Source organism: Enterobacter roggenkampii (assembly GCF_001729805.1).
GTDB lineage: Bacteria > Pseudomonadota > Gammaproteobacteria > Enterobacterales > Enterobacteriaceae > Enterobacter > Enterobacter roggenkampii.
Window position 1 is genome coordinate 1,536,968 of record NZ_CP017184.1, and the last position, 13,555, is coordinate 1,550,522.

Genomic DNA, 13,555 nt, shown 5'->3' on the forward strand with positions numbered 1-13,555 from the left:
ATAAAGGCGACTTATCGCCGCCTTTATTTACGTTTGTTACTGACTTGTAAAGATTATTTACCTTGTTCAGCCAGTCCATCGAGATAGCGTTCAGCGTCCAGCGCGGCCATACAGCCGGTGCCCGCAGAGGTGATCGCCTGACGGTAAATATGGTCCATCACGTCGCCGGCCGCGAATACGCCCGGGATGCTGGTTTGAGTCGCATTACCGTGAATGCCGGACTGCACTTTGATGTAGCCGTTTTCCAGCTCCAGCTGGCCTTCGAAGATTGCGGTGTTCGGGCTGTGGCCGATAGCCACGAACAGACCCGCCACTTCCAGCGTTTCGACGTTATCGGTGTTCTGGGTATCACGGATACGCAGACCGGCAACGCCCATCTGGTCGCCCGTCACCTCTTCCAGGGTGCGGTTGGTGTGCAGCACGATGTTGCCGCTTGCCACTTTATCCATCAGACGTTTGATCAGGATCTTCTCCGCGCGGAAGGTCTCGCGGCGGTGGATCAGGTGCACTTCAGAGGCAATGTTGGCCAGATACAGCGCCTCTTCCACGGCAGTGTTGCCGCCGCCGATGACCGCGACCTTCTGATTGCGATAGAAGAAACCGTCGCAGGTGGCGCAGGCAGAAACCCCGCGGCCTTTAAACGCTTCTTCGGATGGCAGGCCGAGGTAACGGGCAGAGGCGCCGGTTGCAATGATCAGCGCGTCACAGGTGTATTCACCGCTGTCACCCGTCAGGCGGAACGGACGGTTCTGCAGGTCGACCTTATTGATGTGATCGAACAGAATTTCGGTTTCGAATTTAGCGGCATGCTCGTGCATGCGCTCCATCAGCAGCGGCCCGGTCAGGTCGTTCGGGTCCCCTGGCCAGTTTTCCACTTCGGTGGTGGTGGTCAGCTGACCGCCTTTTTCCATACCGGTGATGAGTACCGGGTGCAGGTTAGCGCGTGCAGCGTAGACCGCCGCGGTATATCCCGCAGGTCCAGAACCAAGGATTAGCAGCTTACTGTGTTTGGCCGTGCCCATGAGATCCCCATTGTTGTTGGCAGACATTTGGCTGGATTGTAGGGAATTTGTTGCCGTAAAAAAAGAGCGCAGCAATTTTGATATCAATCTGTGTAATAGCCGTGGACGATGAATCGCGCGCGATAACATCACGCTTTCTTAAGAAAACCGGTCGTTTATAAGGCAATAAAATGAGGATTAATACCCTGTCGTAATGAATATCCGGCATGTTGTACTAAAAAACGATGTTTTGCTTTGACAATCCCCTGCGCTTTTGCGAAAACATTCAAGGAAGAAAAAAAACCGCGTTAACCGTATGCCGCATAGGCATGCACGTAAATGCCATTTTTACCGGGTCAGTGAAATCTACGCATGGCGTGGACAGACGCCATACGTGATGTCGGTGACAGCCTTCGGGCAACGGTCTTCTTACCAACAGAACCCGAATCCGCATCGCGTCTAATACAAAACCAGGCGATGTGATGACTAACGGGTACAGGCTCTGAACAGTGATGTGCACAGGGTCCAGGCAGGAGTAGGGAAGGAATACAGAGAGACAATAATAATGGTAGATAGCAAGAAGCGCCCTGGCAAAGATCTCGACCGTATCGATCGTAACATTCTGAATGAATTGCAAAAGGATGGGCGTATTTCCAACGTCGAGCTTTCAAAACGTGTGGGACTTTCCCCGACGCCGTGCCTTGAGCGTGTGCGCCGACTGGAAAGACAGGGTTTTATTCAGGGCTATACGGCTCTGCTGAACCCGCATTATCTGGATGCCTCACTTCTGGTATTTGTTGAGATTACTCTGAATCGTGGTGCGCCGGATGTGTTTGAGCAATTTAACGCCGCTGTACAAAAACTTGAAGAAATTCAAGAGTGTCATCTGGTGTCCGGTGATTTCGACTACCTGTTGAAAACCCGTGTGCCTGATATGTCCGCCTACCGTAAGCTGCTGGGGGAAACCCTGTTGCGTCTGCCGGGCGTGAACGACACCCGTACTTATGTGGTAATGGAAGAGGTCAAACAGAGCAATCGTCTGGTTATTAAGACGCGCTAACACGGAACAGGTGCAAAATCAGCGTAGTTTGATTACACTCCTGTTAATCCATACAGCAACAGTGCCGGGGAGTCCCGGCGCTGTTGTCCGTTTTAGCAAACAGGCAGGATATGCCTGATACCTGGAGAGCCTTTCTTGAGCCAGGAATACACTGAAGACAAAGAAGTCACACTATCGAAGCTAAGCAGCGGACGTCGTCTCCTCGAGGCTTTGCTGATTGTTATTGCCCTTTTTGCCGTCTGGCTGATGGCAGCCTTACTCAGTTTCAACCCCTCTGATCCCAGCTGGTCACAAACTGCATGGCATGAGCCTATCCATAATTTAGGCGGTGTCCCCGGTGCCTGGCTTGCGGACACGCTGTTTTTCATTTTCGGTGTGATGGCCTACACCCTTCCCGTCATTATCATTGGCGGATGCTGGTTTGCGTGGCGTCATCGTCAGAACGATGATTACATCGACTATTTCGCCGTCTCGCTGCGCCTGATTGGCGCGCTGGCGCTGATCCTCACCTCCTGCGGGCTGGCAGCGATCAATGCGGATGATATCTGGTACTTCGCCTCTGGCGGGGTAATCGGCAGCTTATTAAGTTCCGCGCTTCAGCCGATGCTGCACAGCAGCGGCGGCACGCTGGCGCTGCTGTGCATCTGGGCCGCCGGGCTGACGCTGTTTACCGGCTGGTCCTGGGTGAGCATTGCCGAGAAAATTGGCAGCTTTATCCTCACCATTCTGACCTTCGCCAGTAACCGTACCCGTCGTGACGATACGTGGGTGGATGAAGACGAATACGAAGATGAAGAGGAAGACGATGCGCCTGTGCAGCGTCGCGAGTCTCGTCGTGCCCGAATTCTGCGCGGTGCGCTGGCGCGTCGCCAGCGTGTTGCTGAGAAATTTGCCAACCCGCTGGGCCGTAAAACCGATGCGGCGCTCTTCTCCGGTAAACGCATGGATGAAGACGAGCAGGTTGAGTATCGTGCAGCAGGTACCGCCGTCGATCCTGATGATGTGCTTTTTTCCGGTAGCCGTGCCACGCCGGGTGACTTCGACGAATACGATCCACTGTTGAACGGCCACTCGGTTACCGAGCCGGTTGCGGCTGCCGCCGCCGCGACGACCGCTGCGCAGGCGTATGCCGCGCCTGTCGACGCCGTGATGCCATCCGCGCCGGTCCCGCCGCCGGAATCCGTTATTCAGCAACCTCAGGTTGACTGGCAGACTGCGCCGGGTGTTCACACGCCGGAGCCCGTTATTGCGCCTGAACCTGAAAGCTACATCCCCGTGCAGCAGGAACAGTGGCAGCAGCCTTATCAGCCGCCGCAGCCTGAGTATGCACCGCAGCAATATCAGCAGCCAGTGTCCCAGCCTTATCAGGAGTACGTGCCTGAACCCGTTGAACCTGTGCAGCCTTACGTGGCACCGCAGCCTGAACCTGAGCCTGAAATCGTGGAAGAGGTGAAGCCTGCGCGTCCACCGCTGTACTATTTCGAAGAAGTCGAAGAGCGCCGTGCGCGTGAACGCGAACAGCTGGCCGCCTGGTATCAGCCTGTGCCTGAACCGGTGCAGGAGCCGGTTACGAAGGCGCCTTCTGTTTCTGTTCCGCCGGTCGACCCGACGCCTGCTGTAGCACCCGTAGCGGAAGGCGTTAAGCAGGCTACTGCGGCCGCAGCAGCGGCGGCACCGGTCTTTAGCCTGGCAACAGGGGGCGCACCGCGTCCTCAGGTGAAAGAGGGGATTGGTCCGCAACTGCCTCGTCCTAACCGCGTCCGCGTGCCAACCCGCCGTCAGCTTGCTTCTTATGGCATCAAGCTGCCTTCCCAGCGCATGGCTGAAGAAAAAGCGCGCGAGTCTGAGTACGACGATGATGCTGATGAAATGCAGCAGGACGAGCTGGCCCGCCAGTTCGCTGCGCAGCAGAATCAGCGCTACGGTCAAGACTATCAGCACGACGAACCTGCGCTGGAAGACGAAGATGATGCGGCAGAAGCCGAATTAGCGCGCCAGTTTGCGGCAACGCAGCAGCAGCGTTACTCCGGTGAACAGCCGGCAGGGGCAAATCCGTTCTCGCTGTCGGACTTTGAATTCTCGCCGATGAAAGATCTGGTGGATGATGGCCCAAGCGAGCCTTTATTTACCCCGAGCGTGATGCCGGAAGCTGAGCCTGTGCGCCAGCCGTCACCATCGACCTACGCACAGCAACCTGTTCAACAGCCGTATGTGCAACCACAGCAGCCGCAGCAACAGCAGTTCCAGCAGCCTGCGCCACAGCCGCAGGAGAGCCTGATTCACCCGCTGCTGATGCGTAACGGTGACAGCCGTCCGCTGCAGCGTCCAAGCACGCCGCTGCCGTCGCTGGACCTGCTGACGCCGCCGCCAGCTGAAGTCGAGCCGGTTGATACATTTGCGCTGGAGCAGATGGCCCGTCTGGTTGAAGCCCGTCTGGCTGACTTCCGTATCAAGGCGGACGTCGTGAACTACTCGCCGGGTCCGGTGATCACCCGTTTTGAACTGAACCTGGCGCCGGGCGTAAAAGCCGCGCGTATTTCCAACCTGTCCCGCGACCTGGCGCGTTCGCTGTCAACCGTGGCGGTGCGCGTGGTGGAAGTGATACCGGGCAAACCGTACGTTGGTCTTGAGCTGCCGAACAAGAAACGTCAGACCGTCTACCTGCGTGAAGTGCTGGATAACACCAAGTTCCGTGATAACCCATCTCCACTGACCGTGGTGCTGGGTAAAGATATCGCTGGCGATCCGGTGGTGGCAGACCTCGCAAAAATGCCTCACCTGCTGGTCGCGGGTACCACCGGTTCCGGCAAGTCCGTCGGTGTGAACGCCATGATCCTCAGCATGCTCTATAAAGCGCAGCCGGAAGATGTGCGTTTCATCATGATCGACCCGAAAATGCTCGAATTGTCGGTCTATGAAGGTATTCCACATCTGCTGACTGAAGTGGTCACCGACATGAAAGACGCCGCCAACGCCCTGCGCTGGAGCGTGAATGAGATGGAACGCCGCTACAAGCTGATGTCTGCGCTGGGCGTGCGTAACCTGGCCGGCTATAACGAGAAAATCGCCGAAGCGGCGCGCATGGGCCGTCCGATTCCGGATCCGTACTGGAAGCCGGGTGACAGCATGGATGCCCAGCATCCGGTGCTGGAAAAACTGCCTTATATCGTGGTGCTGGTCGACGAATTCGCTGACCTGATGATGACCGTCGGTAAGAAAGTGGAAGAGCTGATTGCCCGTCTGGCGCAGAAAGCGCGTGCGGCCGGTATTCACCTTGTGCTGGCGACCCAGCGTCCTTCCGTGGACGTTATCACCGGTCTGATTAAAGCGAACATTCCGACGCGTATCGCCTTTACCGTATCCAGTAAAATTGACTCCCGTACCATTCTTGACCAGGGCGGTGCAGAGTCGCTGCTGGGAATGGGTGACATGCTCTATTCCGGGCCGAACTCCACCTCTCCGGTGCGTGTTCACGGTGCGTTCGTGCGCGACCAGGAAGTGCACGCGGTCGTGCAGGACTGGAAAGCGCGCGGTCGTCCGCAATACGTCGATGGCATCACCAGCGATACGGAAAGCGAAGGCGGCGGCGGTGGCTTTGACGGCGGTGAAGAGCTGGATCCGTTATTCGATCAGGCGGTGAATTTCGTTACCGAAAAACGCAAAGCGTCTATCTCTGGCGTACAGCGTCAGTTCCGCATCGGCTATAACCGCGCTGCGCGCATTATCGAGCAGATGGAAGCGCAGGGCATTGTGAGCGAGCAGGGGCATAACGGTAACCGCGAGGTGCTGGCTCCGCCACCGTTTGATTAACCTTCTGCGATTGCAAAGAAGGGTAAATCAGCCAAAATTAAGCATTTTCTTCTGTCGCCTGCCTCCGGGCAGGTCCAGAATAGAAGTCGGAAACCCCATATCGGGAAGACGTATTTTAAGGAATAACAATGAAAAAAATCGCCATCGCCTGTGCATTACTCACCAGTTTTGTCGCCAGCAGCGTCTGGGCTGATGCAGCCAGCGACCTTAAAAGCCGACTGGATAAAGTAAGCAGCTTCCACGCCAGCTTCACGCAGAAAGTGACGGACGGCAGCGGCAACGCGGTGCAGGAAGGTCAGGGGGACTTGTGGGTAAAACGGCCAAATCTGTTTAACTGGCACATGACCCAGCCGGATGAAAGCATCCTGGTGTCTGACGGTAAAACCTTATGGTTCTACAACCCGTTCGTTGAGCAGGCTACTGCGACCTGGCTGAAAGATGCCACCAGCAATACGCCATTTATGCTGATTGCCCGTAACCAGGCCAGCGACTGGCAGCAGTACAATATTAAACAGACGGGTGACGAGTTTGTCCTGACGCCGAAAGGCAGCAACGGCAACCTGAAGCAGTTCACCATCAATGTCAGCACCAACGGTACCATTAATCAGTTCGGCGCGGTTGAGCAGGACGATCAGCGCAGCAGCTATCAGCTCAAATCTCAGCAGAACGGCGCCGTTGATGCATCGAAGTTCACCTTTACCCCGCCGAAGGGCGTAACGGTGGACGACCAACGCAATAAGTAAGAGGCGTGAGTGGGCAATCTGTCGCTCGATTTTTCAGATAACGCGTTTCAACCTCTGGCCGCCCGTATGCGGCCAGAAAATTTAGCGCAGTACATCGGTCAGCAGCACCTGCTGGCTGCCGGGAAGCCCTTGCCGCGCGCCATTGAGGCGGGGCATTTGCACTCCATGATCCTCTGGGGCCCCCCAGGCACCGGCAAGACTACGCTTGCAGAAGTGATTGCCCGTTATGCCAACGCGGACGTTGAGCGTATCTCAGCGGTGACGTCCGGCGTGAAGGAGATCCGTGAGGCTATCGAGCGTGCGCGTCAGAACCGCAACGCCGGACGCCGCACCATTCTTTTTGTCGACGAAGTCCATCGCTTCAACAAGAGCCAGCAGGATGCCTTCCTGCCGCATATTGAAGACGGCACGATCTTCTTCATTGGGGCGACCACCGAAAACCCGTCGTTTGAGCTGAACTCGGCGCTGCTTTCCCGTGCGCGCGTTTATCTGCTCAAATCGCTGACGACCGAGGATATCGAAAAGGTTCTCACTCAGGCGATGGACGACAAATCGCGCGGCTACGGCGGACAGGATATCGTTCTGCCTGACGAGACGCGTCGTGCGATTGCCGAGCTGGTTAACGGCGATGCGCGTCGGGCGCTGAACACGCTGGAAATGATGGCCGACATGGCCGAGGTCGACGATGCCGGCAAGCGGGTGCTAAAACCGGAACTGCTCACCGAAATTGCCGGGGAACGCAGCGCGCGTTTCGATAATAAAGGTGACCGTTTTTACGATTTGATTTCGGCGCTGCATAAGTCCGTGCGCGGCAGCGCGCCGGATGCGGCGCTGTACTGGTATGCGCGTATTATTACTGCGGGTGGCGATCCGCTATACGTCGCGCGCCGCTGTCTGGCGATTGCCTCAGAAGATGTCGGCAATGCCGATCCTCGCGCCATGCAGGTCGCACTGTCGGCCTGGGACTGTTTCACCCGGGTTGGACCCGCAGAAGGTGAGCGCGCCATTGCGCAGGCGATAGTCTATCTGGCCTGTGCGCCGAAAAGCAATGCGGTTTATACCGCCTTCAAGGCAGCGATGTCTGACGCACGCGAACGCCCGGACTACGATGTGCCGGTTCATCTGCGTAATGCGCCGACCAAACTGATGAAAGAGATGGGGTATGGGCAGGAATACCGCTACGCTCATGATGAACCCAATGCCTACGCTGCCGGGGAGGAATATTTCCCGCAGGAGATGGCACAAACGCGCTATTATCACCCCACAAACAGAGGTCTTGAAGGCAAGATTGGTGAAAAGCTCACCTGGCTCGCCGGACAGGATCAAAATAGCCCTATAAAACGCTACCGTTAGTTCAATCGTTGCGGTAATGTTGGCAATTGTATCCTTGTGGCCGCAGGCTGTGGTCACATTTCCTATTTTAATTCGATAAGCACAGGATAAGCATGCTCGATCCCAATCTGCTGCGTAATGAGCCAGACGCAGTCGCTGAAAAACTGGCACGCCGGGGCTTTAAGCTGGATGTAGATAAGCTGCGCGCTCTTGAAGAGCGTCGTAAAGTACTGCAGGTACAAACTGAAAATCTGCAGGCAGAGCGTAACTCTCGATCGAAATCCATCGGCCAGGCGAAAGCGCGCGGGGAAGATATTGAGCCATTACGCCTGGAAGTGAACAAGCTGGGTGAAGAACTGGATCAGGCGAAAGCTGAACTGGATGTTCTTCAGGCCGAAATTCGTGATATTGCCCTGGCTATCCCGAATATTCCTGACGACAGCGTGCCTGTCGGCAAAGATGAAAACGACAACGTTGAAGTGAAACGCTGGGGTACGCCTCGTGAGTTTGACTTCGAGGTGCGCGACCACGTGACGCTGGGCGAAATGCACGCGGGCCTGGATTTTGCGGCAGCGGTTAAGCTGACCGGCTCTCGCTTCGTGGTAATGAAAGGCCAGATTGCCCATCTGCACCGTGCGCTGGCGCAGTTCATGCTGGATCTGCACACCGAGCAGCATGGCTACAGCGAAACCTATGTGCCGTATCTGGTCAACCACGATACGCTGTACGGTACGGGCCAGCTGCCGAAATTTGCCGGCGACCTGTTCCATACCCGTCCGCTGGACGAGGAAGCAGACAGCAGCAACTACGCGCTGATCCCAACCGCGGAAGTGCCGCTGACTAACCTCGTGCGTGATGAGATCATTGACGAAGATGACCTGCCAATCAAACTGACGGCGCACTCTCCGTGCTTCCGTTCTGAAGCAGGATCTTACGGTCGCGACACGCGCGGTCTGATCCGTATGCACCAGTTCGACAAAGTTGAGATGGTGCAGATCGTCCGTCCTGAAGAATCCATGGACGCGCTGGAAGAGATGACCGGCCACGCTGAAAAAGTGCTGGAGCTGCTGGGTCTGCCATACCGTCGTATGGCGCTGTGCACCGGTGATATGGGCTTTGGTGCCTGCAAAACCTTCGATCTGGAAGTGTGGGTACCTGCGCAGAACACCTACCGTGAGATCTCCTCCTGCTCTAACGTCTGGGATTTCCAGGCGCGCCGCATGCAGGCACGTTGCCGCAGCAAATCTGATAAGAAAACCCGTCTGGTGCATACCCTGAACGGTTCTGGCCTGGCTGTGGGCCGTACCCTGGTTGCCGTGCTGGAAAACTATCAGCAGGCAGACGGTCGTATCGAGATCCCTGAAGTGCTGCGTCCATACATGAAAGGCCAGCAGTACATCGGCTAATAATTTGTCTTAAAACAAAAAAGCGCCTCAGGGCGCTTTTTTTATGCCTTTGGTTTGATACGACGCAATAACCTCTCCCTCTAAAGTAGTAATACTCCTTCGAATGAAAGCCAGCATAAAAAGCTGATAACGATAATATTCGTTATATATAAAACTACATAGCGGTTTGCGCCGCCTCTCTTTTTTTTGTGAGCAACCAAAGTGAGTCTCTATGAAAATCAACGCGCCTGAAGCATTAATGGCTGCCGAGGTCACTCGCCGTGGGTTGATGAAAACCACGGCAATAGGCGGCCTGGCGGTAGCCAGTAGTGCCTTCACGCTCCCTTTTACCCGACTGGCGTCGGCGGCAGATGCTCTGTCTCCGGCCACTTCGCCGGAAAAAGTGGTGTGGAGTGCCTGTACCGTTAACTGCGGTAGCCGTTGTCCGCTGCGTATGCATGTGGTGGATGGCGAAATTAAATATGTCGAAACCGACAATACCGGGGACGATAACTACGAAGGGTTACATCAGGTGCGTGCGTGTTTGCGTGGTCGCTCCATGCGTCGCCGCGTCTATAATCCGGACCGCCTGAAATATCCGATGAAGCGTGTCGGTAAGCGTGGGGAAGGGAAGTTCGAGCGGATTAGCTGGGATGAGGCCTACGACATCATCGCCACCAATATGCAGCGCCTTATTAAAGAGTACGGCAACGAATCCATCTACCTGAACTACGGTACCGGGACGCTCGGCGGCACGCTGACCCGTTCCTGGCCGCCGGGAAAAACGCTGGTGGCGCGCCTGATGAACTGCTGCGGCGGTTATCTCAATCACTATGGTGACTACTCCTCAGCGCAGATCGCGGCTGGCCTGAACTACACCTATGGCGGTTGGGCGGACGGCAACAGTCCGTCCGATATCGAAAACAGCAAGCTGGTCGTGCTGTTTGGTAACAACCCGGGGGAAACCCGCATGAGCGGTGGCGGGGTAACCTACTACCTCGAACAGGCGCGCGCCAAATCCAATGCCCGCATGATCATCATCGATCCGCGCTATACCGACACCGGTGCCGGACGTGAAGACGAGTGGATCCCCATCCGTCCCGGGACCGATGCGGCCCTGGTCTCAGCGCTGGCGTGGGTGATGATCACCGAAAACCTCGTCGATCAGCCTTTCCTGGATAAATACTGCGTCGGCTATGACGAGAAAACCCTGCCAGCCAGCGCGCCGGCAAACGGACATTACAAAGCTTACATTCTCGGTCAGGGTAGCGATGGCGTGGCAAAAACGCCGGAGTGGGCGTCCACCATCACCGGCATCCCGGCAGAGCGTATCGTTCAGCTGGCGCGTGAGATTGGCTCAGCCAAACCAGCCTACATTAGCCAGGGCTGGGGTCCGCAGCGTCATGCGAACGGTGAAATTGCGACCCGTGCCATTTCCATGCTCTCCATTCTGACCGGCAACGTCGGTATTCACGGCGGTAACACCGGCGCGCGTGAAGGCTCATATGAAGTGCCGTTTGAACGTATGCCAACGCTGGATAACCCGGTTCAGACCAGCATCTCCATGTTTATGTGGACCGATGCGATTGAACGTGGCCCGGAAATGACCGCCCTGCGCGACGGCGTGCGCGGTAAGGACAAGCTGGACGTGCCGATCAAGATGATCTGGAACTACGCCGGCAACTGTCTCATCAACCAGCACTCTGAAATCAACCGCACCCATGAAATCCTGCAGGACGACAAGAAGTGCGAGATGATTGTGGTGATCGACTGCCACATGACCTCCTCGGCAAAATATGCCGATATCCTGCTGCCGGACTGCACCGCCTCTGAGCAGATGGATTTCGCGCTGGACGCCTCCTGCGGCAACATGTCCTACGTGATCTTTACCGACCAGGCGATTAAACCGCGCTTCGAGTGCAAAACCATTTATGAGATGACCTCTGAGCTGGCGAAACGTCTAGGCGTTGAGCAGCAGTTCACCGAGGGGCGTACTCAGGAAGGGTGGATGCGCCATCTGCATGAACTCTCCCGTAAGGCAATTCCTGACCTCCCTGACTTTGATACCTTCCGCAAGCAGGGGATGTACAAACAGCGCGATCCGGAAGGACACCACGTGGCGTACAAAGCGTTCCGTGAAGATCCGCAGGCGAACCCGCTGACCACGCCGTCGGGCAAAATCGAAATCTATTCCGAAGCGCTGGCAAAAATCGCCTCCACCTGGGAGCTGCCGGAAGGGGATGTTATCGATCCGCTGCCGATCTACACGCCGGGCTTTGAAAACTATAACGATCCGCTGACGGCGAAATTCCCGCTGCAGCTGACCGGCTTCCACTATAAAGCGCGTGTTCACTCTACCTACGGTAACGTCGACGTGCTGAAGGCCGCCTGCCGCCAGGAGATGTGGATTAACCCGATGGACGCGAAAGCGCGCGGCATCAGCAATGGCGATCGCGTGCGCATCTTCAACGGTCGCGGCGAGGTGCATATTGAAGCCAAAGTCACCCCGCGCATGATGCCCGGCGTGGTGGCGTTAGGGGAAGGGGCCTGGTACAGCCCGGATGCCAACCGCATCGACCAGGCAGGTAGTATTAACGTACTGACCACACAGCGTCCGTCGCCGCTGGCGAAGGGTAACCCATCCCACACTAACCTTGTCCAGGTTGAAAAGGTTTAAGGAGTAACCGATGACAACTCAGTATGGATTTTTTATTGATTCCAGCCGTTGTACCGGGTGCAAAACCTGCGAGCTGGCCTGCAAAGATTACAAAGACCTGACGCCGGACGTGAGCTTCCGTCGCATCTACGAATACGCCGGGGGCGACTGGCAGGAAGATAACGGCGTCTGGCATCAGAACGTCTTTGCGTATTACCTGTCAATTGCCTGTAACCACTGTGAAGATCCCGCTTGTACAAAAGTCTGCCCGAGCGGGGCGATGCACAAGCGAGAAGACGGTTTTGTGGTGGTGGATGAAGATGTCTGCATTGGCTGTCGCTACTGCCATATGGCCTGTCCGTACGGCGCGCCGCAGTACAACGCCGCTAAAGGCCACATGACCAAATGCGACGGCTGCCACACCCGCGTAGCGGATGGCAAAAAGCCGATTTGCGTTGAGTCCTGTCCGCTGCGCGCGCTGGACTTCGGCCCTATTGAAGAGCTGCGTCAAAAACACGGTCAGCTTGCCGCCGTGGCACCGCTGCCGTCTGCGCACTTCACGAAGCCGAGTATTGTGATTAAACCTAACGCCAACAGCCGTCCTACAGGTGACACCACCGGCTACCTGGCAAATCCGAAGGAGGTGTGAGATGGGAAGTGGATGGCATGAATGGCCGCTGATGATCTTCACGGTCTTTGGTCAGTGCGTAGCGGGCGGCTTCATTGTGCTCGCGCTGGCGTTGTTGAAAGGTCGTCTCAATGCTGAACAGCAGCAGCGCCTGGTGTTGAGTATGTTTGGCCTGTGGGTGCTGATGGGGATCGGCTTTATCGCCTCAACGCTGCACCTGGGCTCGCCGATGCGCGCGTTTAACTCCCTGAACCGCGTGGGGGCCTCATCCCTCAGTAACGAGATCGCCAGTGGCGCAATTTTCTTTGCCGTCGGTGGGCTGGGCTGGCTGCTGGCCGCTATGAAGAAGTTGCCTGCGGGTCTGCGCAGCCTGTGGCTGATTGTGACCATGGTGCTGGGCGTGGTGTTCGTGTGGATGATGATACGTGTCTATAACACCATCGATACCGTCCCCACCTGGTACAGCGTCTGGACGCCAATGAGCTTCTTCCTGACGATGTTTATTGGCGGGCCGCTGCTGGGCTACCTGCTGCTGCGCGTGGCGGGTGTCGACGGATGGGCAATGCGTCTGCTGCCCGCTGTTTCGCTGCTGGCGCTGGTAGTGAGTGCGATGGTCGCCCTGATGCAGGGTTCTGAACTGGCAACCCTTCACAGCTCTATTCAGCAGGCCTCTGCCCTGGTGCCGGACTACGGTGCGCTGATGGCCTGGCGTATCGTTCTGCTGGTCGCCGCGCTGGTATTCTGGATTGCCCCTCAGCTCAAAGGTTATCAGCCGGCGCTGCCGCTGCTGTCACTGGCTTTTGTGCTGGTACTGGCGGGTGAACTGATTGGTCGCGGCGTGTTCTACGGGTTGCATATGACCGTTGGTATGGCTGTCGCCAGTTAACGTTGCATTTGGTTATATCAAGCCGGGCCAGAGTGCCCGGCTTTTTCTTTTTTC

General features: G+C 56.5%; 9 protein-coding genes. 8 read left to right on the top strand and 1 reads right to left on the bottom strand.

What is annotated here, in order from left to right:
• Positions 1 to 53 precede the first annotated feature (53 nt).
• Positions 54 to 1,022 (bottom strand): thioredoxin-disulfide reductase, encoded by a 969-nt coding sequence (gene trxB / locus BFV67_RS07105; protein ID WP_021240886.1) that lies wholly within the window; start codon positions 1,020 to 1,022, stop codon positions 54 to 56.
• A gap of 544 nt (positions 1,023 to 1,566) precedes the next feature.
• Between trxB and lrp the strand changes: the two genes are divergently transcribed.
• The 8 genes from lrp (at position 1,567) to BFV67_RS07145 (ending at position 13,501) form a co-directional block, all read left to right on the top strand.
• A complete protein-coding gene (gene lrp / locus BFV67_RS07110; RefSeq protein WP_000228469.1) occupies positions 1,567 to 2,061 on the top strand; it encodes a leucine-responsive transcriptional regulator Lrp in 495 nt (164 codons plus the stop codon).
• A 135-nt stretch (positions 2,062 to 2,196) separates the two neighbouring features.
• Positions 2,197 to 5,871: a DNA translocase FtsK 4TM domain-containing protein gene (locus BFV67_RS07115; RefSeq protein WP_069598069.1), complete on the top strand. Its 3,675-nt coding sequence runs from the start codon at positions 2,197 to 2,199 to the stop codon at positions 5,869 to 5,871.
• A 128-nt stretch (positions 5,872 to 5,999) separates the two neighbouring features.
• Entirely contained in the window at positions 6,000 to 6,614 is a 615-nt protein-coding gene (gene lolA, locus BFV67_RS07120) for an outer membrane lipoprotein periplasmic chaperone LolA (protein ID WP_021240884.1), read from the top strand.
• Positions 6,615 to 6,623: 9 nt separating this feature from the next.
• The gene (rarA, locus tag BFV67_RS07125; RefSeq protein WP_008499984.1) at positions 6,624 to 7,967 is read left to right on the top strand and encodes a replication-associated recombination protein RarA; all 1,344 of its coding nucleotides are present in this window, start codon (positions 6,624 to 6,626) and stop codon (positions 7,965 to 7,967) included.
• 92 nt (positions 7,968 to 8,059) lie between these two features.
• Positions 8,060 to 9,352, top strand: a complete 1,293-nt coding sequence (gene serS, locus BFV67_RS07130) for a serine--tRNA ligase (protein ID WP_008499983.1) — start codon at positions 8,060 to 8,062, stop codon at positions 9,350 to 9,352.
• A 211-nt stretch (positions 9,353 to 9,563) separates the two neighbouring features.
• Positions 9,564 to 12,008 (top strand): dimethylsulfoxide reductase subunit A, encoded by a 2,445-nt coding sequence (gene dmsA, locus BFV67_RS07135; RefSeq protein WP_025912931.1) that lies wholly within the window; start codon positions 9,564 to 9,566, stop codon positions 12,006 to 12,008.
• 10 nt (positions 12,009 to 12,018) lie between these two features.
• A complete protein-coding gene (locus BFV67_RS07140) occupies positions 12,019 to 12,636 on the top strand; it encodes a DMSO/selenate family reductase complex B subunit (protein WP_021240882.1) in 618 nt (205 codons plus the stop codon).
• A 1-nt stretch (position 12,637) separates the two neighbouring features.
• The gene (locus BFV67_RS07145) at positions 12,638 to 13,501 is read left to right on the top strand and encodes a dimethyl sulfoxide reductase anchor subunit family protein (RefSeq protein WP_069598070.1); all 864 of its coding nucleotides are present in this window, start codon (positions 12,638 to 12,640) and stop codon (positions 13,499 to 13,501) included.
• The last annotated feature ends 54 nt before the right edge of the window (positions 13,502 to 13,555 follow it).